General features: G+C 65.9%; 24 protein-coding genes. 10 read left to right on the top strand and 14 right to left on the bottom strand.

Annotated features, from left to right (window positions below; all coding sequences use genetic code 11):
* Positions 1-119 precede the first annotated feature (119 nt).
* Entirely contained in the window at positions 120-938 is an 819-nt protein-coding gene (locus AC1Q7Q_RS36230) for a crotonase/enoyl-CoA hydratase family protein (protein WP_492374635.1), read from the bottom strand.
* Between the two features lie 66 nt (positions 939-1004).
* The gene (locus AC1Q7Q_RS36225; RefSeq protein WP_492374636.1) at positions 1005-1253 is read right to left on the bottom strand and encodes a hypothetical protein; all 249 of its coding nucleotides are present in this window, start codon (positions 1251-1253) and stop codon (positions 1005-1007) included.
* A gap of 107 nt (positions 1254-1360) precedes the next feature.
* Here AC1Q7Q_RS36225 and AC1Q7Q_RS36220 point away from each other — a divergent pair, with 107 nt between their 5' ends.
* The 3 genes from AC1Q7Q_RS36220 to AC1Q7Q_RS36210 all read left to right on the top strand — a co-directional run bounded on the left by AC1Q7Q_RS36220 (position 1361) and on the right by AC1Q7Q_RS36210 (position 4989).
* On the top strand, positions 1361-2284 hold the full coding sequence (locus tag AC1Q7Q_RS36220; RefSeq protein ID WP_492374637.1) for a LysR substrate-binding domain-containing protein: 924 nt from the start codon (positions 1361-1363) through the stop codon (positions 2282-2284).
* A gap of 347 nt (positions 2285-2631) precedes the next feature.
* On the top strand, positions 2632-3378 hold the full coding sequence (locus AC1Q7Q_RS36215) for a hypothetical protein (protein ID WP_492374638.1): 747 nt from the start codon (positions 2632-2634) through the stop codon (positions 3376-3378).
* Between the two features lie 429 nt (positions 3379-3807).
* Positions 3808-4989, top strand: coding sequence for an OpgC domain-containing protein (locus tag AC1Q7Q_RS36210; RefSeq protein WP_492374639.1), 1182 nt, complete (start codon positions 3808-3810; stop codon positions 4987-4989).
* 51 nt (positions 4990-5040) lie between these two features.
* Here the strand turns inward: AC1Q7Q_RS36210 and AC1Q7Q_RS36205 are convergent, their stop codons facing one another.
* The 5 genes from AC1Q7Q_RS36205 to pdxA all read right to left on the bottom strand — a co-directional run bounded on the left by AC1Q7Q_RS36205 (position 5041) and on the right by pdxA (position 11504).
* On the bottom strand, positions 5041-6030 hold the full coding sequence (locus AC1Q7Q_RS36205; RefSeq protein WP_492374640.1) for a Bug family tripartite tricarboxylate transporter substrate binding protein: 990 nt from the start codon (positions 6028-6030) through the stop codon (positions 5041-5043).
* A gap of 95 nt (positions 6031-6125) precedes the next feature.
* Positions 6126-7157 carry an aldo/keto reductase gene (locus tag AC1Q7Q_RS36200; RefSeq protein WP_492374641.1) on the bottom strand — a complete coding sequence of 344 codons (1032 nt, stop codon included), beginning with the start codon at positions 7155-7157 and terminating at the stop codon, positions 6126-6128.
* Between the two features lie 67 nt (positions 7158-7224).
* A complete protein-coding gene (locus tag AC1Q7Q_RS36195) occupies positions 7225-7992 on the bottom strand; it encodes an HpcH/HpaI aldolase family protein (RefSeq protein WP_174428449.1) in 768 nt (255 codons plus the stop codon).
* A gap of 72 nt (positions 7993-8064) precedes the next feature.
* Positions 8065-9045, bottom strand: coding sequence for a Bug family tripartite tricarboxylate transporter substrate binding protein (locus tag AC1Q7Q_RS36190; RefSeq protein ID WP_492374642.1), 981 nt, complete (start codon positions 9043-9045; stop codon positions 8065-8067).
* Positions 9046-9074: 29 nt separating this feature from the next.
* Complete coding sequence (gene pdxA / locus AC1Q7Q_RS36185; protein ID WP_492374643.1) at positions 9075-11504, bottom strand: 4-hydroxythreonine-4-phosphate dehydrogenase PdxA; 2430 nt, start codon at positions 11502-11504, stop codon at positions 9075-9077.
* A 51-nt stretch (positions 11505-11555) separates the two neighbouring features.
* Between pdxA and AC1Q7Q_RS36180 the strand changes: the two genes are divergently transcribed.
* Positions 11556-11765, top strand: a complete 210-nt coding sequence (locus AC1Q7Q_RS36180) for a hypothetical protein (protein WP_492374644.1) — start codon at positions 11556-11558, stop codon at positions 11763-11765.
* Positions 11766-11846: 81 nt separating this feature from the next.
* Positions 11847-12533 (top strand): GntR family transcriptional regulator, encoded by a 687-nt coding sequence (locus AC1Q7Q_RS36175; RefSeq protein WP_492374645.1) that lies wholly within the window; start codon positions 11847-11849, stop codon positions 12531-12533.
* Between the two features lie 23 nt (positions 12534-12556).
* On the opposite strand, the gene AC1Q7Q_RS36170 is transcribed toward AC1Q7Q_RS36175, so the two are convergent.
* From AC1Q7Q_RS36170 to AC1Q7Q_RS36140, 7 genes are all read right to left on the bottom strand, one after another.
* Positions 12557-14050 carry a gamma-glutamyltransferase family protein gene (locus tag AC1Q7Q_RS36170; RefSeq protein ID WP_492374646.1) on the bottom strand — a complete coding sequence of 498 codons (1494 nt, stop codon included), beginning with the start codon at positions 14048-14050 and terminating at the stop codon, positions 12557-12559.
* Between the two features lie 156 nt (positions 14051-14206).
* The gene (locus AC1Q7Q_RS36165; protein WP_492374647.1) at positions 14207-14554 is read right to left on the bottom strand and encodes a 2Fe-2S iron-sulfur cluster-binding protein; all 348 of its coding nucleotides are present in this window, start codon (positions 14552-14554) and stop codon (positions 14207-14209) included.
* 60 nt (positions 14555-14614) lie between these two features.
* Positions 14615-14968: a ferredoxin gene (locus AC1Q7Q_RS36160; protein WP_492374648.1), complete on the bottom strand. Its 354-nt coding sequence runs from the start codon at positions 14966-14968 to the stop codon at positions 14615-14617.
* 29 nt (positions 14969-14997) lie between these two features.
* A complete protein-coding gene (locus AC1Q7Q_RS36155) occupies positions 14998-15366 on the bottom strand; it encodes a 2Fe-2S iron-sulfur cluster-binding protein (protein ID WP_492374649.1) in 369 nt (122 codons plus the stop codon).
* Between the two features lie 88 nt (positions 15367-15454).
* Positions 15455-16186, bottom strand: a complete 732-nt coding sequence (locus AC1Q7Q_RS36150; RefSeq protein ID WP_416052223.1) for an iron-containing redox enzyme family protein — start codon at positions 16184-16186, stop codon at positions 15455-15457.
* Between the two features lie 180 nt (positions 16187-16366).
* Positions 16367-17299 (bottom strand): ornithine cyclodeaminase family protein, encoded by a 933-nt coding sequence (locus tag AC1Q7Q_RS36145; protein WP_492374651.1) that lies wholly within the window; start codon positions 17297-17299, stop codon positions 16367-16369.
* Between the two features lie 66 nt (positions 17300-17365).
* The gene (locus AC1Q7Q_RS36140) at positions 17366-18118 is read right to left on the bottom strand and encodes a sulfite exporter TauE/SafE family protein (protein ID WP_416052225.1); all 753 of its coding nucleotides are present in this window, start codon (positions 18116-18118) and stop codon (positions 17366-17368) included.
* A 329-nt stretch (positions 18119-18447) separates the two neighbouring features.
* Between AC1Q7Q_RS36140 and AC1Q7Q_RS36135 the strand changes: the two genes are divergently transcribed.
* The 5 genes from AC1Q7Q_RS36135 to AC1Q7Q_RS36115 all read left to right on the top strand — a co-directional run bounded on the left by AC1Q7Q_RS36135 (position 18448) and on the right by AC1Q7Q_RS36115 (position 24257).
* The gene (locus tag AC1Q7Q_RS36135) at positions 18448-19986 is read left to right on the top strand and encodes a hypothetical protein (protein ID WP_492374650.1); all 1539 of its coding nucleotides are present in this window, start codon (positions 18448-18450) and stop codon (positions 19984-19986) included.
* A gap of 194 nt (positions 19987-20180) precedes the next feature.
* Positions 20181-20912, top strand: a complete 732-nt coding sequence (locus AC1Q7Q_RS36130; RefSeq protein WP_416052223.1) for an iron-containing redox enzyme family protein — start codon at positions 20181-20183, stop codon at positions 20910-20912.
* A gap of 83 nt (positions 20913-20995) precedes the next feature.
* On the top strand, positions 20996-22456 hold the full coding sequence (locus AC1Q7Q_RS36125; RefSeq protein WP_492376782.1) for an aldehyde dehydrogenase family protein: 1461 nt from the start codon (positions 20996-20998) through the stop codon (positions 22454-22456).
* Between the two features lie 63 nt (positions 22457-22519).
* A complete protein-coding gene (locus AC1Q7Q_RS36120; RefSeq protein WP_035867076.1) occupies positions 22520-22999 on the top strand; it encodes a GlcG/HbpS family heme-binding protein in 480 nt (159 codons plus the stop codon).
* A 259-nt stretch (positions 23000-23258) separates the two neighbouring features.
* Positions 23259-24257 (top strand): 2Fe-2S iron-sulfur cluster-binding protein, encoded by a 999-nt coding sequence (locus AC1Q7Q_RS36115; RefSeq protein WP_492376783.1) that lies wholly within the window; start codon positions 23259-23261, stop codon positions 24255-24257.
* Positions 24258-24356: the final 99 nt, after the last annotated feature.

Genomic DNA, 24356 nt, shown 5'->3' with positions numbered 1-24356 from the left:
TCGGCTAGCCTGTGCGGGCGCGCTTGTGCTGGTCAATATATGCCTTGCAAGCCGCCAGCGCCAGTCCCGCATGTGTGAGGCGCGAGCCGCCAGGCACCCCCCGGCGCCTCGCCCGATACTCAGGCGCCGCGAAACATGGCCGGGCGCTTCTCCACGAAAGCGCTGGTGCCTTCCCGCGCGTCTTGCGACGCCGCGGCGATCATGAACTGCATCGCCTCCACCGCCAGCCCCTCATCGATGGGCAGGTTGATGCCGCGCGTGACCGCGCGCAGCGACGCGGTGACCGCAATCGCGGAATGCCGAGCGATCCGTTCGGCCAGCCGCAGGCAGGCGGGCAGCAGGTCGGCGGCGCTCACAACGTCGTTGAGCAGGCCGAACCGCAATGCGCTGTCGGCATCGATTGCCTCGCCGGCAAGGATCATTTCGTTTGCCCGCTTGCGGCCCACGTGACGCGGCAGGCGCTGTGTGCCGCCAAACGTGGGCGGGAAGCCCAGCTTGATCTCAGGCTTGGCAAAGGTGGCATGCCCGGCCGCGATGGCCAGGCTGCAAGCCTCCACGATCTCGCAGCCACCGCCGAAGGCCAGGCCATTGACCGCAGCGATGACCGGCTTCGGAAACATTTCGATGCGCCGCGTCATGGCTTGTCCCCGCAGCAGGAAGCGGCGCTGCGCCTGCTCGGGGGAGGCCGCGATGTCAGGCGCGAAGCCGGCAATGTCGGCCCCCGCGCTGAAGGCCCGCGAGCCGCGGCCGGTCAGGATCACGCAGCGCACCGCGGGATCTGCCTCAATCGCATCGAGCCGGACCATCAGCGCGTCGATCAGCGCGTAGCTCAGGGCATTGAGCTTGTCGGGGCGGTTCAGCACCAGCAGTGCATGCTGGCCGGATCGTTCATAGCACACCAAGTCGTTTGCGTTGGTCATGTCGGATAGGCTGTTCATCTTCGGTAGGTCCTGGTTGTCTTGTTGTTTTGTTGTCCTGATTGTTTGCAAGGCTTGCCGGTGCGGTTAGTCGATTGTCCGAACGGCGATGCGCGCCGGGTGGCCGCGAAAGCCGGAGACAAAGACAATGGCCTCCTGCCTGGCGCAAAAGCGCTCGCCGCTCACCAGTACCGTGTCGCGGCAAGCCGCCTCCAGCATGGCCGACTGCTGCGTGAGCCACACGATGCCCTCCACGCAGATCAGGTAAGATCCCAACCCGAGCGGGATCCGCAGCGCATCCGGGCCGAGGATCCAATTGCCTTGTCTTGTGCTCACGATCGCCTCCTGGCTAGCCCGCCAATTTCTGCAACGGTGCTTGCATTCTTGCGGGGAACAGCCAACGCTGCCCGGAAGCCTTTTCATGAAGGGTATGCCTGGCTGTCATGTCAATCCTGAGCCGAGCCTCCACCAATGCGCTGCGCGCCATGTCGCTTGAAGCCCTGCGCGGCTTCGAATCCGCCGCACGCCACCTCAGCTTCACCGCCGCCGCCGAAGAACTCTTCATCACCCAGTCCGCCGTCAGCAAACAGGTCAAGAGCCTCGAAGACGTGCTCGGCACCGCGCTCTTCCTGCGCGGCGGCAAAGGCCTGAGCCTGACCCCGGAAGGCCGCCAGCTTTACGAGGCGGCGCGCCTGTCCATCGGCCAGCTCGGCGCGGCCATCGACCGCCTGCTCGCCGTTGACCGCATATCCATCGCCGTCACCACCACGCCGTCCTTCGCGTCGCTCTGGCTGGTGCCCAAGCTCGCCCGCTTCCAGGCCGCCGAGCCCGGCATCGACGTGCGCATCGATGCTTCCGAGCCCATGCTCAACCTGGAGCGCGAGGGCATCGACCTCGCCATCCGTCTCAACACACAGCCCCTGGACCCCGACGGTCCGCGCCCGCTGCTGCAGGAGCGCCTGATGCTGGTCGCCGCGCCTGCCGTGGCCGCGCGCATTGCCGACGCCCGGCAGATACTCGATACGCCGCTGCTGGTGTTCCATGACCCCGGCGCCCGCTTTGACTGGATGTCATGGACGCAGTGGTATCAGCGCCTCGGGCTGATGCGCTCGTCCAAGCAGGCATGCCTGTACTTCTCGCAGTACGCGCACGTGCTGAATGCCGCCGCGCAACAGGCGGGCATTGCGATAGGGCGTACGCCGATGGTGTTGCCGATGCTCAAGAGCGGGCAGTTGCAGGTGGTGCTGCCAAAGCATGTGGCTGACGGGCCGACCTATCAGATCGTGACGTCCAGCGTGGTGCGGCCCGGGGTGGAGCGGTTCCGGGCCTGGCTGGAGACGGAGTTGGCGGGGGAGGTGATTGGGTGAGGGCGGCCGTAGGGGAAAACTAAGCAACGACAGTCATTCGTAAACGACCGAGACATTTGGCGTTGTAGGTCTGGGTGTCTATTTATTAAATGAATTTTCAAAAATAATAATTTAATATAATTAAATTATTATTTATTGGTAATTGAATTAATTTCTGTTTTGCGAATGCCGGGGAAAACCAGCGCAGCGCTCCCCAAGCTAGCCGCAAGGGCCATCGAGTGAGCGCGGTAGCCGTCAAGCCAGACTTCGGTGGGGTATTGGGCAGTTGGTTTCCCGCCGTTATCCAAGCGGGGCAGCGGCGTGCTTATCGCCCCCGTAAGTTGTGGCTTAGATAAAACAGGAGAATCATGGGTCGTATCCGTCTTGCCGGGCTGTTCCTGGCGTTGTGTTCGTTGGCTGGTTGTGCGGTCGTGCAGAAGCCAATTCCTGCTTCCGCGAAGCTCTTTGATGATCGGACGAGCACGGTCGCGGTGGCAGTGCAAAAGCTGCCAGAACCTAACCAGAACATGATCGGGGCGCAGGGGATCCTTGACTACGCCATCAACAAGGCCAATGCACAGGCAATCGTGGAGCGTTTGCAGCGGCAAGACTTCTCGCTGGTAAAGGGGCTGCCGCAGGAACTGGCGAAGGGGCTGGAGTCCCGCCAGGTCAAGGTCGTGCTGGTGGCGGCTCCCGTGGATACGGAGCAGTTGAAGAAGTTCACGGAAGGTTCCGGTGACGGTATTGCGGAGATGGACTACCGGCCTTTGGCTAAGCAGTATGGCGCGGATCGGTTGCTGCTGGTGGCGTCGCGCTGGCTGGGCACTTCGCGCAGCTACTATGGTTTCATGCCGCTGGGAGCGCCGGAGGGCTATGTATCGCTGGTGGGGCAGTTGATCGATCTGCATACCAATCGGCTGCAATGGTACGAGCCGGTGACAGTCAACACGCCCGTGACCGGCGAATGGGATGACGCGCCGGAATATAGCAACCTGATGAAGTCGGTGGACGCGAGCACGCGGGCTGCAACCTCGAAACTGCGCGCGGCGTTGTTTATGGAGCAGATGACAACGGCCACAAGCGCCGCTGTGTCTTCGGGTGCCACGGCGCAATAGGCATTGGCAATGCCATCCTGCCGCGCGCGAGCGCCGCGGCAGGGTGCTGGCGCGCTGGCGCCCATCATCGAACGGGAGCCAGGAATTCGCTGACCGGGGCCGCAACAAGGCCCGCTTGCTTTTTCCTTTCCAATCCCTGGCGACCTCTTCCTAGGGTAATCCCCAATATACCGTATCATCACGCCCGGGCGTCGCGCTGCCGGGCGTTTTGCCGTCTTTGGGCTGCGAGCGTGCCCCATCGCACTTTTTCAGGAAATCCGGGACAAAGCCAAGGTGCGCCGGCAGCCTGCCGGGCGCCAGATCGCCTCCCCTGGGTGCGGTTTTGCTCACATTGAATAAACAGAGGCCACTGATAAGTGGCCTCGGAGACATCCGGACGCTTTGTCGGGGCGCCCGGATTGCCAGGTATTGCAGGAGTTGCTTTTGTCCATGAACGAAACCCAGCGTAGAACTGAGGTTGACCTGATTCGCGGCATCGCGCTGATTTTCATCGTGGTTGACCATGTGAACGGCAGCGTGCTGGCCGATTACACCATCCGCAATTTCGCGTTCTTCGATGCGGCGGAGATCTTTGTCTTCCTGGCCGGCTATTCGGCAGGGGCGGCCTACGTCGCCATGGAGGCGCGGCACGGTGCCTCCGCCGCGCAGAACCGCCTGATCCGCCGTAGCTGGGAGATCTACAAGGCGTTCGTACTGACCGGCGTGCTGATGCTGGTGTTCGGCCTGTTGCTGGCGCTGGCCAAGGTGCCGGCGCCCGCGATCCGGTCCACGGAGGCGCCGATCTTCATGGCGCATCCGTTCAGCACGCTGATTGAGGTGTTCAGCGTGGCGCGGCAGCCTTTTGTGTCGGACGTGCTGCCGATGTACGCAGTCTTCATCCTGTTTGCGCCGCTGGCGATCCGCATGGCGCGCGCGGTGCCACTGACGTTTGTCGGCGCCAGCGGGTTGCTGTGGCTGATGGCGCCGATGCTCACGCCGCTGCTGCCTAGCAGCGATGGCAACGGCTGGAGCTTCAACCCCTTCGCGTGGCAACTGCTGTTTGGCCTGGGCCTGATGGCGCGCCTGCGCCCCGATGTGATCCTGCCGCGCCAGGCGCTGGTGCGCTGGGTGGTGACGGTGCTCGCCGTGGCGGTGACGCTGGCCGGCGTGCTGCTGGCTTACCTGTGGATGCGTCCGCATGTGTACGAGCCATGGTTGCCCACGTGGCTGCCGGCCATGGTTTTCCCGCTGCCCAAGAAGAGCCTGGCGGCGCTGCGCATCGTGAGTTTCCTCGGGCTGGCCTGGCTGTGCTATCTGGCTGTCCGCGCGGGCTGGGTAGCGCGGCTGGCGTCGGTGATGGGGCCGGTGGTGCAGATTGGCCGCCACAGCTTGTTCTGCTTTGTCTTTGGCGCGGTGGTGTCGGTGGTGATCGAGGGCTTTACCTATGGCATTGCCGGCGGCCGGCCGTCGCGGCCGATCGCGCTGGGTGGCGATATCGTGGCCGTGGCGCTGTTGCTGGTGATTGGTGGCTGGTATGGGCGGCGCAAGGAGGGGCGCAAGGAAGCGCGCAAGGAGGAGAGCAGGGAAGAGAGAAGGGAAGAAAGTAAGGAAGTGCAAAAGGCCGCCGCTTAGGCAGCCTTCGCTGGCTTGTGATTGTGATTGTGATTGTGTGCGATTACGCCGTCATTCCTTGATATCCGCCTGGCGGATCACCTGCTTGTACTTGTCCAGCTCCGCGCGGATAAAGGTGCCGAACTCCTGCGGGGTACTGACGATGGGATCCACCCCGAGCGTCTTCAGCCGGCTTGTCACCTCCGGCTGCACCATGGCTTTCTGCAACGCGGCGTAGAGCTTGTCGATCACCGGCTTGGGCGTCTTCGCGGGCGCCAGGATGCCGTACCAGCCTGAGGTCTGGAACTTGGGAAACCCTTGTTCGGCGAAGGTGGGCACATCCGGCAGGTCCGGCTGGCGCGTGGCGCGGGCAATGGCGATGGCGCGCAGGTTGCCGCTGCGCACGTGGGGCATGGCGGATGCCGCGGTATCGAAGATCATGTCGACCCGGCCCGCGATCACATCAGGCAGCAGCCCCGATCCTCCCTTGTAGGGCACATGCAGCAGGTCGATCCCGGCCTGGCCGCGAAAGATCTCGCCGGACAGGTGCGGCGGCGTGCCGCTGCCGGCGGAGCCGTAAGTCAGCTTGCCGGGGCTGGCCTTGGCGGCCACCAGCACATCCTTCAAGGTCTTGTAGGGCGTATGCGTGTTGACCACCAGCAGCGTCGGCGCCGACGCCAGCAGCGATACCGGCTCGAAATCCTTGATCGGATCGTAGGGCACCCGCGCATACAGGTTGGGGCTGATGGCGTGCGAGGCAATCGAGCCGAGGAACAGCGTGTAGCCGTCCGGCGCGGCATGGGCCGCGGCTTCCGCGCCGATCATGGTGCCGGCGCCGGGGCGGTTGTCGATGATCACCTGCTGGCCGAGCGCGTCGGACAGTTTCTGGGCGATCGGGCGCGCCACATTGTCGTTGCCGCCGCCGGGCGGGAAGGGCACGATCAGCTTGATCGGGCGGTTGGGGTAGTCATCGGCGCGGGCGGCGGCCGGCACCAAAGCGAGGGCGGTGACGGCCGTGGCCAGCGCCGCTGCCGCCAATGCGGGAAATCGTCTTGCAGTCATCTTGTCTCCTCCCCCGTTGCCAGGGTGGGTCAGGTCTGTCTTTTTGCTCTTTTTGCGCTTTTTGCACTTTTTGCTTTAGCCAGTGCCCAAGGGGATCAGCCTTCCGATACCGCCACCGGCCGCCCCGTGAGCGGATAGCTGGGGTCGCTGTAGCCCGGCGTGGACGCATGGCCGGGGCGCACCAGGGCGTCGACCATGGCTTCCTCTTGCGGTGAGATCGCCACGCCCACGGCGCCGAAGTAGTCCTCGAACTGGGCCAGCGTGCGCGGCCCGGCGATCACCGAGCTGATGATGGGGTTGGCGAGCACCCAGGCGGTGGCGAACTGGCCCAGCTTGAGGTCGCGCGCCTGCGCATGCTGCTTCAGCGTCTGCGCAATCACCAGCGACTCCTCGCGGAACTCGGTCTCCATCATGCGGCGGTCCGCCCGGCCGGCGCGCGAGTCCCGCGGCGGTTGCTGGCCGGGCAGGTACTTGCCCGTCAGCACGCCACGCGCGATCGGGCTGTAGGACACCACGCCCAGCCCGAAATGCTCGCAGGCCGGCAGGATCTCCACTTCGGGCATGCGGTTGAGCAGGTTGTAGTAAGGCTGGCAGACCGCAGGGCGGGGCACGTTGAGCATGTCGCACAGGCGCGCGATCTCAGCGATGCGCCAGCCGCGGAAGTTCGACACGGCCCAGTAGCGGATCTTGCCGGCGCGGATCAGGTCGCCCATGGCACGCACGGCTTCTTCGAGGTTCTCGCCGGCGTAGTCGCGGTGCAGGTAGAGGATGTCGAGATAGTCCGTGGCCAGGCGGCGCAGGCTGTCTTCCACGGCGCGCATGATCCAGACGCGCGAGTAGTGCGAGTGGTTGGGGGCGGCCTGCATCGGGTTGCCCAGCTTGCTGGCCAGGACCCAGTCCTGGCGATCGCCCGCCAGCAGCTTGCCCACCATCGTTTCCGACCCGCCCAGGCTGTACATGTCGGCGGTATCGATGAAATTGACGCCATGCGCGCGGGCGCTGTCGACGATGCGGCCGGCCTCGGCCTCGTCGGTCTGGTCGCCAAACATCATGGTGCCCAGGCACAGGGCGGACACCTGCAGGTTGCTGGCGCCCAGGCGCCGGTATTGCATCTTGAAGTCAGACATCTCGAATCTTCCAGGAGAGAAATAAATGCGGTGCGGGCCTGTTGTGGCCGGTTCTGGCTTATCCGGCTTATTGCGCCTGCTTGAAGCGCGCCGCCAGCGCGTCGGTGGCCAGGCGCAGCAGGGTCATGTCGGTCCCCACCGCGACAAAGCGCGCGCCCATGTCGATGTACTGCTGGCCCTGCGCTTCGGTGGTGAGAATGCCAGCGGCCTTGCCGTTGGCGCGGATGCGGCGGATCGCGGCGGCGATGGTTTCCTGCACCTCGGGGTGCTGGATGTCGCCGAGGTGGTTCATGTCGGCGGAGAGATCGCTCGGGCCGATGAACACGCCGTCCACGCCGTCCAGCGCGCAGATCGCGTCGACGTTGCGGATGGCTTCCATCGATTCGAGCTGCACCAGCACGCAGGTCTGCTCCTGCACGTTATGCAGGAAATCCTTGATGCGGCCAAAGCCGCCGGCGCGCGTGCCGCTGGCCACACCGCGCATGCCGCCCTTGGGAAAGCGGCTCCACGCCACGGCATTGGCGGCTTCCTCGGCGTTTTGCACATAGGGCAGCAGCAGCGATTGCGCGCCGATATCCAGGCAGCGCTTGATCCACAGCATGTCGTTCCAGGGCGGGCGCACCACGGGATGGCTCTTGGTCCCTTCGGTGGCCATCAATTGCGTGTGCAGGGTGGAGATGTCATTGGGAGCATGCTCCATGTCGAGCAGCAGCCAGTCGAACTGCGAGCGCGCCACCAGTTCCACCACCTGATAGGAAGACAGCGAGCACCACAGGCCAATCTGCGGCTGGTCGGCGAGAATGGCTTGCTTGAAGGCGTTGACGGGAAGTTGCATGGAAAGTCTCCGGGGGGTCGGTTGTTGAAGGTGCGGCCCTGTACTGGCGTGCTGGCGTGCTGGCGTGCGCGCCTACATGTCCAGCTTCAGGCCGCTCTCGCGGATCAGGTCGGCCCAGCGTGTTTTCTCTTCGCGGACAAACGCCTGCGTGGCTTCGGGCGTATTGCCGACCGGCTCCGCGCCGAGCTGCGCCAGGCGCTGGCGGATCTCGGGCTGCTGCAGGATGCGCACCACATCGGCGTTGATCTTGCGGATCACCTCCGGCGGGGTGCCAGCGGGCGCGAGCATGCCCTGCCAGCCGCCGGCGGTAAAGCCCGGCACGGCCTCCGCCACGGTCGGCACGTTAGGCCATTCGGGATTACGCTCGCGGCTGGTGAAGGCCAGCACGCGCAGCTTGCCGCCGCGCACGTAGGACGCGCTGGCCACCATGCTGTTGAACATCAGGTCGGCCTGCCCGCCCATCACGTCCAGATTGGCCTGCGCGCCGCCCTTGTTGGGCAGGTAGAGCCAGTCGATGCCGAGCTTGCGGGCGAACTGCAGGCCGGCCAGGTGCGGGCCGCTGCCGATGCCGGTGGTGGCCCAGTTGAGCTTGCCCGGATGCGCGCGGGCGTAGTCCACGAGCTCCTTGAGCGAGCTCGCCTTGGTCTGCGGCGAGACCAGCAGCATGTAGGGCGAGTAGGTCAGCGTGACCACCGCGCTGAAATCCTTGATCACGTCGTACGGCAGGTTCTTGTAGGCCACCGGCGCGATCACGAAGTTGGACAGGTCGCCCAGCAGCAGGGTGTAGCCATCGGGCGCGCTTTTGGCGACGTTGTCCGTGCCGATATTGCCGCCGGCGCCGGTGCGGTTCTCCACCACCACGGGCTGTTTCCAGGTCTCCTGCAGCTTGCTGCCGAGCAGGCGGGCCAGCACGTCGGAGGCACCGCCCGGCGCATAGGGCACCACCACGCGCACCGGGCGCTGCGGCCAGGGCGCGGGGCCATCGGCGCTGGCCGGCAGCGCCAGCGCGGTGAGCGATGCGGCCGCCAGCAGGGTGATCCATTTGCGCAGCATGGTTGTCTCCTTTGTTCTTTTGGTTTTTTTCAGGCTGTTTGCTGCGGCTTTGGCGCCATCGCGATCGCCTGCAGCATGGCTTCGGTCATGCTGCGCGGATCGGCCACGCCCTTGCCGGCAATGTCGAACGCGGTGCCGTGGTCCACCGAGGTGCGCACCGCCGGCAGGCCGATAGTGACGTTGACGCCGGCTTCCAGCCCCAGCACCTTGACCGGCCCGTGGCCCTGGTCGTGATACATCGCCACGACCAGGTCGAAGTCGCCGCGGGTGGCGCGGTAGAAGAGCGTGTCGGCCGGCAGCGGGCCATCCACCAGCCAGCCGCGTGCACGGCAGGCTGCCACGGCAGGGGCGATTTTCCCGGCTTCCTCGCCGCGCCCGAACAAGCCGTTCTCGCCGGCGTGCGGGTTGATGCCGCACACCGCCACGCGCGGCTGGGCGATGCCGCTCTTTTGCAAGGCCTGCACGCCGCGCGCGATGGTGCGCTCGACCAGGCCAGCGTTGATCTTCTCCACCGCATCCAGGATGCCGATGTGCGTGGTGACATGGATCACCCGCAGGTTCGGCGCCAGCAGCATCATCGAGACCTCTTCGGTGCCCGTGAGCGCGGCCAGCATCTCCGTGTGGCCGGGGTAGCGGTGGCCGCCCAGGTGCAGGGCCTCCTTGTTGAGCGGCGCGGTGCAGATCGCATCGACCATGCCGGCCTGCACGAACTCGACGGCGCGCGCGATATAGCGGTAGGCGGCATCGCCGCAGATGGCCGAGACCTTGCCGTAAGGCGTGTCGGCGGGGATCAGCGCCAGGTCGATGCAGGCGAGGGTGCCGGGCTCGAACGTGGCTTCGTCGGGGTCCGTCACCCGCGCGATGCGCAGCGCGGTGCCGGTGCGGCGGCAGGCGTCTTCCAGGCGCGCGGCGTCGCCCACCACGAAAGGCCGGCATTGCGCATAGAGCGTGCCGTCGGCCAGGCACTTGACGATGATCTCGGGGCCAACGCCGGCGGCGTCACCCATGGTGATGGCAATTCTCGGTCGATACATGGAGGGCTCGCTGAGGCGGGTGTTGGCAGGGCCGGCCTGCTCCGGATGCGTGGGGCTGGCGCGCATGGCATCGGCAGGAGACGCCGGCGCGGTGGTCTGGCGCAGGTGCGCCATGCAGGCCAGCAGCGTGTCGCGCTGGCCAAAGGCGCCGGCCTTGATGCAGACCGGCACCGTGTTGTTGTCGTGATCGAGGCCTGCCGCGCCTGCCGTGCCCGTTGCGTCGCGCAGCTGCGCGCGGGCGCTGGTCACGCCGGGCACCAGTGCGCGCACGTTGGTGAGCTGGCTCACGCCCAGCATCTCCAGCACGGCGCGCGCGCTTTCCCCGCCAGACAGCACCAGCCCCGTCGCCACCTGCGCCAGCGGGGCGGCAAAGCGGGCCAGCGCGGCGCACAAGGTGCTGCCGTCCAATGCCGGGTCGGCCGGGCCTTCGACGTGGATCACCACATCGCGGCCCAGCGCCAGCGCGTTAGCGGCTTGCTGGCGCTGCGCGAGCCAGGCGTTGGATGCCGCGCCGTCAACCAGCAGGCGCGGCGAGCAGGGCACCGGCAGGCAGGTGGCGCACAGCGCCTGGACCTGTTCGGCGGCAAGCGCCGACATGCTGCCGATGACAGCGAGCCGGCCAGTGGTAGCCGGCGCCGTCGCGCCGGCCACGCGTGTGCTGTCGGGGTTTGTTTCCGCGGGCGGCATCGCCACATGCGCGGCCAGTTGCCGCGCGAGCCCGGCGGAGCCAGCGGCCAGCACGGGCCCGGGCCGGGACGCGATCAGCGTGGCCAGCAACGCGAGATCGTCGTCGGTTTGCGCATCGCACACGAGTGCGTCGCATGCGTGATCCAGGCCAAGTGGTGCGGCACCGGCGTTGCCTAGTGCCCGCAAAGCCGGCAGCGTCAGCACGCTGACCCGCAGGCCGGCCGTGCGGAGCAGCGTCGGCAGGTGATCGCTGGCAAGGCCCAGCGTGGACCACAGCCTGGTGCCCGACAGCGGCCTGCCATCCAGGTAGGCCCGGCCTTCGCGCAGCGTGCGGCCCTGCGCCGGAAACGCCGGACAGACCCAGATCGGGCCAGCGGCCCCAACGGCGTTGCGCGCCGCTACCAGCTCGGCGCCGATATGGCCGCGCAGCGTGGAATCGAGCTTGTGGAAATGCAGGCAGTCCATGGCCGCTGCGCTATCCGGCCTGAGCGGGCCGAAGCCATCGGCAAAGGCCTGGGCGAACACCTGCGCGGCCTCGGCGGCGGGGCGTGCCCGCGAGTGGGCATCGAGCGCCTGGATCCGCCCGTCCCATGCCGCGCAAGCCGCACCGGCCGCCGCACCGTGCGCGCGCATCCGCACTTCGCCGCTGCCATTGCCGGCGAACGCCGCCACGCTGTCGCACGCGCCGGAAAGATCGTCGGCAACGATGCGCACGGCGGCGAACCTTGGTGGGGGCACGGCTGTTGGCATGGGTCTGAGCTTGATGAATCAAGGGGGAAGGCATGGGGGATGGTGTCTCCTGCGCCCCTGCCTGTCTCACTTGCTGGTTTGCCGTATCCCGGTGAAATATGGTTTTTTGAGCACTCTGTCGTGCTGTTTCCGTGCGGCAAACCTCAGCATTCAGTCGATATTACACGCCAAATCAAAAAAATGCATGCAATTATTTGGTTTGGCATTCAACTGGCGAAAAATGCGCAGCCATTGGCCTTTGCTGCATAATGCTTTCGCCAGTCCGGTCCAACCGCCCGCAAAGGGCAGCGATGCCGGGCCTTCTTCCCACCAGAAATGTCGATCGCAGAGATGTCACAGGAATTGCCCGCGCTCCCGCCGGACCAGGACGACCAGCCGCTTTCGCAACGGGTCTACCAGGCCATGTTGTCGGCCATCATCAGCGGGCAGCTAAAGCCGGGGGAGGTGGTCAACGAAATCCGGCTCGCGCAGGAGCTCGGCGTCAGCCGCACGCCGGTACACACGGCGATTCGCGAACTGGTCAAGGATGGGCTCATCACCCAGGAGGCGAACCGGCGCCCGGTGGTGGCGCGCTTCTCGCGCGAAGATATCCGCGAGGTGTTCGATATGCGCAAGCTGCTGGAGAGCGAGGCGGCTCGCATCGCCGCCGCGCAGCTGGACCGCGTCACGCTCAAGGCGCTGTCCGACGCGGCCGACGCCATGGATGCCGGCGCCGCCACCAGCGTGGACGATGCCGAGGCACTGGTGCGCTGGGCCGATTTCGACGACAACTTCCACCTGGCTATCGCAGACGCTTGCGGCAGCAAGCGCCTGCGCGAGGACATCCTGCGCTACCGCCTGCTGCACCACGGCCTCAACCAGCTGCGCATGCGTGCCGAGCTGATTCCACAGGCGCTGGCCGAGCACCGCAAGATCCTCGACGCACTGGCCGCGCGCGATGGCGACGCCGCCAGCCGCGCCATGCAGGAGCACCTGCATGAGTGGCAGGCGTATTACATGCAGAGGTTTCCGCTGTAGGGCTTGGGCAACGCCGGCAGGGCTTACTCCCCCAGCGCAATGCCATCCTTGCGTTTGTCCGATGCGCCGAGCAGGTCGCCGCATGCACTGCGCATGACGATCTGGGCGCCGCCGAAGTCGCTGCGCCCGCCCAGTTCGCCAAGGCCGGCGGGATCGCTGTAGCCTGCATCGCGCAGGGCTTGCACGATGGCCGGCGGCATGCCGGCTTCGATGGCCAGGGCGGTGTCGGATTCCAGCCGCCAGCGAGGGGCATCCAGCGCGGCTTGCAGGGGTTGCTGCCAGGCCGCCAGCCTTACCAGCAACTGCAACTGGCCTTGCGGCTGCATCAGCCCGCCCACCACGCCGAAGCCCGCGTGGAAGCGCCCGCCGCGCAGGGCCGCGCCGGGCACTACTGTGTGATACGGGCGCTTGGCCGGAGCAGGGCTGTTGATATGGCCCGGCCCGGCAAAGCCGAAGCCGCGGTTCTGCAGCACGAAGCCGCAGCCGGGCACGGCGATGCCCGAGCCGAAGCGCTTGAAGATGCTGGTCATCAGCGTGACCGCCAGGCCGTCGCGGTCCACCACCACGGTGCATACGGTGTTGCCGGCCGGGTCTGCCACGGTTTCCTTGGCGTACTGCATGGCGCGGCCCATGGCCCGCACCGTGCGCAGCACGGCTGCGGGATCGTCCTCGGCCAGCATGGCAGGATCGAGTTCGCCGAGTTCGTCCAGCGCGTGCAGGATGGCCACGCCGTGCGTATTGGGCGGGCATTCCAGCACCGTCAGTCCGCGGAAATCCGTGGATACGGGCGTGCAGAAATCGCCCCGGTGGGCGGCGAAGTCGGCGGCAGCCAGCGCGCCGCCGGCGATGCGGCTCGCCATTTCGGCGGCCTGGGCGGGCTGGCCGAGGTAGTACGCATCGGCACCCTCGGCGGCGATGGCGGCCAGCGTGGCGGCCAGCTCCGGATTGCTGAAGGTCTCGCCGGACGCAGGTGGGCGGCCGGCGCGATAGAGCGCGGCGCAGACCGGGTCATGGTGCAGCACGCGGTCGAACAGCGCCCATTCCCGCGCGGCTACCGGCGCGAGCGCAAAGCCGTCGCGCGCTAGCGCAATGGCGGGCGCGAACAGCCGTTTCCATTCCAGCCGGCCGTAGCGGCGGTGCAGGTCCTCCCAGCCACGCACCGCGCCGGGCGTGGTCAGCGATAGGGCGTGGCGCTCGGGGATGCGCTGGCCGGGCAGGGCCGCCAGCGCATGCATGGGGAACGCGGCCGGCGTGCGCCCGGTGCCGTTGTAGCTGACCGCGTGGCCGTCGGGCTCGACGATCATCGCCAGCATGTCGCCGCCGATGCCCGTTGCCATCGGCTCCACCACGCCCAGGATGGCATCGGCCGCGAGCGCCGCGTCAATGGCGCTGCCACCTTCACGCAGCACCTGCAGCGCGGCCTCGGCAGCGAGCGGGTGGCCGGTGGCGACCATGCAGTGCGGCGCGCGCACGCCCTCGGTGGTGTTGGCACGGCTGGCGCAAGCTGTGGTTGTCATGCGTGGCGCTCCAGGAGGATCAGATCAATCGGGTTTGACACAATGGCGTGCGTGAGCGGCAACGCAGCGCCTCAAGGCCACCGCGCACGCCGTCGATGCCGCCAGGCCTGCCGGTCCGCGCCGTAGCAGCGCCGTAGCAGGCCTGGCGCCGCGGACCTATTCGGCCGCAGCTCCGGCCACCGTCCCGGTGACCGGAACGGCAGCCTTGGCCGGGCTCGCCTGGGCTTCCCAGGACACGGCGATGTCGCCGGTGACGAAGGTCTGGCAGGCCATGCGGTAGCCCTCGCCAAATTGCGCCTCCGACAGGTGCTTGCGCTCTTTTGGCTTGATGGCGTCGGTGAACTCGAGCCCGCGCTCGATCTTGCACTTGCAGGTGCCGCACAGGCCGCCGCCGCACTTGAAGGGGATGCCGCCTTTCTCGCGCAGGGAAACGCGCAGCAGGTTGCTGTTCTCGGGGGCGCTGACGACCTTGCCGTCGTTGCTGACAAAGGTGATTTCAATCATGGAAACGGTCCGATGGCATGAGGGGGCTGCCCGGCGCTGTGCCGGTCATACTCGGTGGATTCAGTCGGTCGCTCGCCAGTCACGCGCATGGACATCACGCTTGACCAGCGTGATGTCCATGCTGCCGAAGGTGGCCAGGCGCGTGAGCTCGTCGCGTGCGCCCTGCAGCGTCTCGAACTGCTCGAGAAACTTGGAGGGCACGTAGTTGATGGTGGGGGCCGGGCGGCTCGCGGCATCGACGTCTTCGCCGAACTCCTCCACAACCTTCACCTTTACCGGGTGCGCTATTTCGGCGATGACGAAGTGCGCCGTCCTGCGGCCGTAGAAGAGATAGTCGTAAGCCTCGACGGCCACCAGCCCCTCTACCAGTTCGGTGCGAAACTGCCCCGGCTTGCTGCTGAGTATTACGTACATGACTGCGCTGCCTGGTGGGTGCTGATGGATTACTGCGCGTTGCCCGGGACGCTGGCTTGCAGGACATTGGCCCCGCCGCTGGCGGTGGCTGCGCTTTGCACTGGCAGTTCGTCCTGGATCAGCTCGATGTCATGCTCCAGCCAGATCTGGCAGGTCAGGCGATAGCCTTGCTCCAGCCGTTCTCCGAGCTGCTTCTTTTCCTTCCAGTTCGGCGGCGGCAGGTGCTCGGCGCCGGCGATCACGCGGCACGCGCATTTGGAGCACTTGCCCATGCCGCACTCGTAGCGCAGGTTCGGATACGGAAACTGCTTGATCCCGGCGCGCACCACCAGGTTGGTGCTGGGCTTGACCTCATCCTCGAAGGTCTGGCCGTTCTTGTGAAATACGACTTTAGGCATACAACGTTTCCGCAAGCGGTCTGGTCTGTCAGGGGCGGCCGGGCGGATGCGCACCGGCCGCGCGTCATCGCACGATCTGGCGGCTGCTTCAGGCAGCCATATCCAGTTCAGGCAGGGGGATTTCCTGCGCGACATAGTCGTGATAGAGGGCGGTGGTGTAGAGCAGGCGCATCTGGGCACCGATCTCGCAGATCTTGAGGCAGCGCTGCTGCAGCTCCGGGGTGTTGGCGTGTTCCAGCACGATCTGGTAGCCACGTTCGCCGTGGATTTCATCCGAGACGATATGCAGGTCGAAGAATTCGACTTCTTCGTCGGTGAAGTTGTACTTGTCGCGCAGGGTGGGGGTCTGCTTGCGGTAGATCGACGGCACTTGGGATTCCAGGCCAACGACCAGTCCGGCGACGGCCACGACGGGGTCTTCGCGCATGGCCACGGCGTAGCACCAGCTTTGCAGGCCACGGGTGGTGGGTGACATGTTGTCGGGGTCGACCACGCGCTCGCGGGTGGTGCCGCAGGCTTCGGCAAAGCGGATCAGGAGGTCGGTGTGGCGGTCGCCACCGATTTCTTCCTCATACATATTGGCCAGCAGGAAGTCCTTGGCTTCGGTGAAGCGGTCGGGGGTGCGGGCGTAGATGTAGGCGAGGTAGTCGGCGAAGGGGCCGACGTAGTGATAGTGGTTCTCGGCCCAGCGGGCGAGGTGGTCGCGGGAGAGCTTGCCGCTGGCCCAGGCCACGCTGAAGGGGGCTTTGTTGGCGCTCTTGCCCTTGATGGCATTTTCAAGGGCGGCGCGGAAATCATCACGGTTCATCAGTTCGGCCATCGGGGGCTCCTGGGGGAACGAGTTCAGGGTTGTGGGGGACTGCGTAGCATCGTCCGGAAGCGATCTGCTTGACCGGTCATCGTTTTGATAATTGTATACTATCTACAATTAGAAGAAAGGGGGTAGTGGTCGATGATGACAATATGCAGGCCGCATGCCGGCAGGCCCGCGTAACGTGAATCAAGAGGCTCTGGCTTCACCCGCGGCCTCGATCTGCCGGTAGGCGAAGCCCGCCAGCGCCACGTCTTCCAGTCCCACGCCCACGGACTTGTAGATCAGGATGTCCGTGTCATTGCCGCGCGGCTTCACGCTGCCGGTCACCACATCGGCTAGCTCGACGACCTTGTCGGCCGGCAGCACGGCGGGATCCGCCAGCACGATGTCCCCGGCCTCGCGCATGGATTGGGGGCGCCACTCCACCACCAGCCGGGCCGCGCGGGAGAGCGCCACGTCGTCCAGCTCGCGGGTGTGCGGCAGGCTGGACCCGATGGCCGCGACGAAGGCGCCGGGCTTGAGGGAATGGCCGGAGAACAACGGCGTGGTAGAGCGCGAGGCGGTGACCACGATATCGGCCTGGGCCACGGCCTGGTCCGGCTCGGCAAGGTCGACCGGGATGCCGCAGTGCCGCGCCAGGCGCTCGGGCATGGCGGCATCGGCATACGGGTCGGACAGCAGGATGCGCTTGAGCGGCAGGGCGGCGGCGAGCTGCCGGGCATGCTGCACGCCTTGCGTGCCGGCGCCGAACAGCGCCAGCACTTCGGCTCCCGGCCGCGCCAGGTGCCGGGCGGCCAGCACCGAGCAGGCAGCGGTGCGCAGCCGGGTGATCGCGCCCGCATCGAACGATGCCAGCGGCCGGCCGTCCTCGGTGGAGAAGATCAGGATGACAAAGGAAAACTGTCCCTTGATGGTGGTGTAGACCTTGGCGCCGGCCACCTGCTGCTCGGGAATCACCGCGCCCAGCGTGGACAGCTTGACGCCGCCGGCCTCGGTACGGATACGCTCCTGCATGGCGGCCTTGCCTTGGCCGAAGCTGCGGAAAGCGTCCAGCATCACTTGCTGGGCGTCAGCGGGGCTGACGTGGCGGTCGATCATCTCATCGGTGATATGCAGCATGGTCTGTTTCCTGGCGTAGCGGGAATGGAGGGGAGCGTAGGGTCTAAGGTGAGGCGGGAAGAGGCGTCAGGCGGGCAGGGCGAGCTTGACCAGCACGCCAATGGCGCCGGCCGTGCACAGCGCCAGCAGCAGCTTGCGCACGGCCTTGGCCGAAAAGCGGTTCTTGAGGTGATTGGACACCGCAAAGCCGATCAGCAGCATGGGCGACAGGCTCAGGCTGAGCCACAGGTCCACCAGCCCGAAACGGCCGGCGGCAGCCAGCATGGCTAGCGAAAACGCCGCACCGGCGCACAGGATGCAGCCGATGGTGGCGCGCAATTGCGGCGGCGGCAGGTGCTGCATGACGATGGCAAAGGGCGGCGCGCCCGCCGAGGTGACCGTGCCCATGAAGCCGGAGGCGGCACCCGCCACCGCCATGTTCAGGCCGGATGCCTGCACCCGCCAGCCCAGCAGGCTCAGCGCCACTGCAGCCAGGATCGACAGCGCGAACACCAGCGCCAGCACTTCGGCCGGCAGTTGCGTCATCGCCGCCACCGCCACCACCGTGCCCGCCGCACGGCCAGCCAGCGCATTGCCCGCCGTGCGCCAGGCAATGGCACGGAACTCGCGTATCGCACCCAGCAACGAGACCAGCCCGCCCATGGCTAGCAAGGGGCCCGGGGCCAGTTGCGGGAAAAACAGCACGGCCACCGGCGCCGACACCATCGAGAAGCCGATCCCGCCCACGCCTTGCAGGCAGGCGCCGCACAGGATCAGCGCACCCATCAGGCCGAATTGCCAGGCGGTGGTGCCGGCGGGAAGAAGGGTGGAAAGTGTCATGGCGGCTTGGATTGAAGTCAGGGATCGCACGCTGCGCCATCGGCGATGGCATCTTGATGGTGCGATGATTTGGTATACAGTCTACATAAAATTCAAGTGGAAGACATCTTGAATAGGCAGAATGGACGCCGCTGGCTCGCAAAAGGTGCCTGACATCCCCGTTTTAGCGCGAAAAATAAGGGTTTGCACCAGATTGGGTGGATTCCCTAGTCCCGGTAGATTTCGCTTGTTTTGATGCAGATCAAGAATATAGTATACGTTAATGGGGCAGCCATAGCCCCGCAAGACAAAAACGATGGTCTCTACAGATAAAGATCCAAGGGGAATACATGCAACACGAAGCGGTGATTGGCGCAGCACACTGGATCTACCTGGCAGGCGTGGCGGTGATCGTCCTGACCATGATCCTGCGAGCCAATGTGGTCGTGCCGTCGATTCTGGGTACGTTTCTGGTGGTGTTCGCGCTGACCGGTAGCCCGGTCTCGGCGCTGGGAGGCATTTTTTCGGCAAGCCTGGTGGCGGCCAAGGAGTTGTTCAACATCTTCCTGGTCATCGCTTTCATGACGGCGCTGCTCAACTCGCTGAAGACGCTGCGCTCGGATATCCGCATGGTGGAGCCGTTCCGGGTGGTGATGAAAAACGGCCATTCCGCGTTCTTCATCCTGGCCGGCATTACCTACGTGATTTCGCTGTTCTTCTGGCCCACGCCGGCGGTGCCGCTGGTCTCGGCCATCCTGCTGCCGGCAGCGATCGCGGCCGGCCTGCCGCCGCTGGCGGGCGCCATGGCCATCGCGATTGCGGGGCAGGGCATGGCGTTGTCGTCCGACTATGTGATTGGCGTGGCGCCGGGGATCAGCGCCAAGGCAGCCGGCGCCGCGGTCAGCGCGGTGGTGGTCGCTGATCGCGCGCTGGTGCTGTCGATCATTACCGGCGCCATCGCGCTGACCCTGGCCTATCTGTCGATGCGCAAGCACATCGTGCCTGCCAGCGGCGCCTTGCTGACCCATTGGCAAGCGCGCGCGGGCGGCGCCGTGGAAAAGGCCGAGCACGCAGGCACCTTCGACAAGGCCGAGATCGCGCGCGGCACCGAGCACGACGAGCCACTCGTCACCGATGCCAATATCGAGCGCAGCCTGGCCATGGTGGCGTTGCGCCGCGTCAAGTGGTCGAAGTGCTTCGCGGTGGTGACGCCGCTGGCCTTCCTGGCGGTGGTGGCCGTGATGGTGCTGCCGAAGATGGGTTCGGGCCTGCCGGAGTTGAAGGGCGGCGATGCGGCCGCGCTGGTTGGCGGCGTTGCGGCGCTGCTGATGATGCTGGCCACGCTGGCGGCGGAAGGCCCGCGCAAGATGCTCGATGTGTGCCCCGAGCACATCACCGATGGCTTTGTCTTCGCCTTCAAGGCCATGGGCTCGGTGCTGCCAATCGCCGGCTTTTTCTTTGTCGGCGCCGGCGAGACCGCGGCGCAGATCCTGGGCGTCAGCGCCGACAAAGCCCCCAGCCTGCTGTTCGAGCTGATCCAGGCTTACCAGCACATGATTCCGGATAACCATGTGCTGGTGGCGTTCGGCGTGCTGCTGGTGGGCATGATCACTGGCATCGACGGCTCGGGTTTTGCCGGCTTGCCGCTGACCGGCACGCTGGCCGGCGCGCTGGGCCCGGTGGTGGGATTCGATTCCGCCACGCTGGCGGCAATCGGGCAGATGGGCGCGGTGTGGACGGGCGGCGGCACGCTGATCGCATGGTCCTCCCTGATTGCGGTGGCCGGATTTGCCCGGGTGCCGGTGCTCGATGCGGTGCGCGCCTTGCTGTTGCCGGTGCTGATCGGGCTGTGCGTATCCACCGTTTGCGCCATGTTCCTCTGGCGCTGAACCTGTCGCACTGAGCGGCAAGAAGCGAGGCCATCCGTGCCTCGCTTTTTTATTCCTGAAGCGCGAATACTCTCTTCACAAAAACAGTAGATAGTATACAATCTACATAAAGGTATCGGATGGCACGGCTAAAGCCACCCGGACCACGCTACGCAGTCCCCACAACCTTGAACTCGTTCCCCCAGGAGCCCCCGATGGCCGAACTGATGAACCGTGATGATTTCCGCGCCGCCCTTGAAAATGCCATCAAGGGCAAGAGCGCCAACAAAGCCCCCTTCAGCGTGGCCTGGGCCAGCGGCAAGCTCTCCCGCGACCACCTCGCCCGCTGGGCCGAGAACCACTATCACTACGTCGGCCCCTTCGCCGACTACCTCGCCTACATCTACGCCCGCACCCCCGACCGCTTCACCGAAGCCAAGGACTTCCTGCTGGCCAATATGTATGAGGAAGAAATCGGCGGCGACCGCCACACCGACCTCCTGATCCGCTTTGCCGAAGCCTGCGGCACCACCCGCGAGCGCGTGGTCGACCCCGACAACATGTCACCCACCACCCGTGGCCTGCAAAGCTGGTGCTACGCCGTGGCCATGCGCGAAGACCCCGTCGTGGCCGTCGCCGGACTGGTCGTTGGCCTGGAGTCCCAAGTGCCGTCGATCTACCGCAAGCAGACCCCCACCCTGCGCGACAAGTACAACTTCACCGACGAAGAAGTCGAATTCTTCGACCTGCATATCGTCTCGGATGAAATCCACGGCGAACGCGGCTACCAGATCGTGCTGGAACACGCCAACACCCCGGAGCTGCAGCAGCGCTGCCTCAAGATCTGCGAGATCGGTGCCCAGATGCGCCTGCTCTACACCACCGCCCTCTATCACGACTATGTCGCGCAGGAAATCCCCCTGCCTGAACTGGACATGGCTGCCTGAGCCTGCCCCTGGGCGGAATCGCGGCATTGCATTGGTATTGACGGCCCCGCCCGGGGCCTGACCGGATGAAAGGCTTGGACATCATGGCAGTGGCAAAGACAGACGAATTCAACAACTACATCAACGGCGAATGGTCGAAGAGCGCCAGCGGGTGCACCTTCGACAACGTCAACCCGGCCGATACCGGCGATATCGTCGGCCGTTTCCAGGCCTCGACCGCGGATGACGCGCAGGCCGCCGTGGCCGCTGCCGCAGCCGCGTTCGACGCCTGGAAGAAAACCCCCATCTCGAAACGCGCCAAGATCCTCAACGGCGCCGCCGATTACCTGGAAGCCAACGCCGAACAGATCGCCGAGGAACTGACCCGCGAAGAAGGCAAGGCACTCAACCTGAGCAAGGATGAAGTGCTGCGCTCGGCGCAGACCATCCGCTTCTATGCTGTGGAAGGACAGTCTTTCTCCGGCGAGACCTATCCCCAGGACGATCCCGACATGATCGTCTACAGCCAGCGCGAGCCACTGGGCGTGGTGACCGTGATCTCGCCGTGGAATTTTCCGGTGTCGATCCCGGCGCGCAAGATTGCCCCGGCGCTGATCGCGGGCAACACCGTGGTGTTCAAGCCTTCGTCGGACGCGCCGCTGAGCGGCTACCGGCTGGCGCAGGCGTTTGTCGAAGCCGGCATCCCCAAGGGCGTGCTCAATTTCATCACCGGCCGTGCCGGCGACGTGGGTGCGGCCATTACCGAAGCCCCAGCGGTGCGTGCGATCTCCTTTACCGGCTCCACGGCGGCTGGCCAGCATATCCATCGCTCGGTGTCGCTGAGCACGCGCACGCAGATGGAGCTCGGCGGCAAGAACCCGCTGATCGTGATGGAAGACGCCGACCTGGATCGCGCGGTGGACCTCACCATCAAGGGTGGCTTGTCGCTCAGCGGCCAGGCCTGCACCGGCACCAGCCGCGTGCTGGTGATGGCTTCGGTCAAGGCCGCCTACACGGAGAAATTGCTGGCCAAGGTCAAGACCCTGAAGATCGGCAGCGGCATGACGCCCGGCATGGACGTGGGCCCGCTCGCCACCCGCAAGCAGCTCGAAACGGTGCTCGGCTATGTGGAAGCGGGCAAGGCCGAAGCCACGCACCTGTGCGGTGGCGACCGCCTGGGCGGCGAGGCATACGACAAGGGCTTCTATGTCTCGCCGGCCGTCTTCACCGGCGTTACCCAGCAGATGCGCATTGCCCGCGAGGAAATCTTCGGGCCGGTGATCGCCATCATCGAGGTCAGCAGCTACGCCGACGCCATCGCCAAGGCCAATGACACCGAGTACGGCTTGTCGGCCGCCATCGTGACCAGCAACCCACGCTATGCGCATGATTTCGCGCATGACATCCAGTCGGGCACGGTCAAGATCAACCGCACCACCACGGGCAACCTGATCAACGCGCCGTTCGGCGGCCTCAAGCAATCCAGCACTTCCACCTTCCGCGAGTCGGGCCGGGCAGGGCTGGAGTTCTACACGCAGATCAAGACCGTCTACCGCGGCTGCTGAACCAGCGCGCCCGCAAACCAACGGGCATTCACGCAGCATTCACGTATCGAGCAGGAGCAGGACATGAGAAAAGCCATCAAGCTGGAACTGAAGGAAGCCCGTCACATGGTGGCGGCTGCCATCCGCAAGTCCGAGGAAATCGGCGTGCTGGAATCGATCTGCGTGGTCGACGACGGCGGCTACCCGCTGGTGCTGGAGCGCATGGACGGCGCGCGCATCACCGGCCCGCAGATCGCCTGGAACAAGGCTTTCACCGCCGCCGGCCACAAGCGCTCGACCCACCTGTTCAACCAGGCGCCGAACGGCCCCGCGCTGCCGGGTAATGAAGCCTTCGGCATCCAGTGGAGCTTCGAAGGCAAGTTCGCCGTGTTCGTAGGCGGCTTCCCGATCGTGGTCAACGGCGAAGTCATCGGCGGCATCGGCCTGAGCGGCGGCAACGGCGAGCAGGACACCGCCGCAGGCGTGGCAGCGCTGCAGGCCCTGCAGGAACTGCTGGCCGGCGACGACCTGAAGGTGCTGGCAGAGGCCGATATCAAGAAGTAAATCCAGACCTAGCAACAGCCCCGAAAACCGCGCAAGAGCAGCGATGCGAAGCGAGCGGCGTAGGTGTACCAGGCCGTATGGGGTGCCTGCCGACGAGGGGGTGTCGCCCCATCCGGCGCGCCTTCTTTGCCTACTTTCTTGGCAAGACAAGAAAGTAGGTCGCCGCCCCGCAGGGGTGGTGAAACGGCCTTTGACTTTAGGCTTTGGGTTTTAGGTTTTAGATCTAGAAGCCCATCCCCCCACGCATTCCGAGTCCACCATGTCCTACCGCATCCATCTCTTCGAATCCCAGCAATCGTTCGAAACCAGCGCCGGCGAAACGGTACTGGACGGCGCCCTGCGCGCCAATGTGCAGATGGCACACGACTGCCGCTTCGGCGGCTGCGCAACGTGCCGCGTCAGGCTGGTCGAAGGCGCGGTGACCTATGACGAGTACCCCATGGGCCTGACCCCGGAAGAAGAGGCCGAAGGCTTTGCGCTGGCGTGCCAGGCGCGGCCCACCAGCGACCTGGTGATCAGCACCGCGCGGCCAGGCGAGCCATGCGCCGAGCCCGCGCGCCACACCGCGGTGATCCGCAAGATCGCGCCGCTCAGCGCCGACGTGGTGCACCTGACGCTGGAGCTGCCGCAGGCGCAGGCGCTTGACTACCGTCCCGGCCAGTACCTCAAGATCTTTACCGGTGACGGCATCGCGCGCAGTTTCTCGATGGCGTCGGTTCCCAAGGACCGCACGGTGGACCTGCACGTGCGCCGTATTCCTGGCGGCTACTTCACCGAGCGCTTGCTGGCGGGACTGCGCTCCGATGACCAGCTCGACGTGGAGTTGCCGCTGGGCGGCTTCTATTTCCGCAAGGACGACTATCGCCCGCTGGTGATGGTGGCCACGGGCACCGGGCTGGCGCCGATCAAGAGCATCCTCGAATCGCTGATGGACGATCCCGATTGCCCGCCGGTCTCGCTGTACTGGGGCATGCGCACCCAGGCGGACCTGTACCTGCACGAACAGATCCAGGCGTGGGGCGCGCGGCTCTACGATTTCCAGTACGTGCCGGTGCTCTCGCGTGCCGACGGCGCATGGAGCGGCCGGCGCGGCCACGTGCAGCACGCCGTTGCCGCCGACCTGCCGGACCTGTCCGAGCATGCCATCTACCTGTGCGGCTCGCCCGACATGATCCGCGACGCCCGCGAGACCTTTCTCGGGCTCGGCGCCAGCGGCGCGCATATCTACGCCGACAGCTTTACATTCCAGCGCAGCTGAACCAGCGCGCGCGGGCTGGCCAAGGCGCTGGTTCGCATCGAGCCGCGCCGGGGCGCGTCGGTGGCGTGCCTGTCGGAGCAGGTGGCCCGGGAGATGGTG

The organism is Cupriavidus sp. GW823-FHT07A04 (genome assembly GCF_058794615.1).
This window is presented reverse-complemented; position numbering and strand designations above follow the sequence as displayed.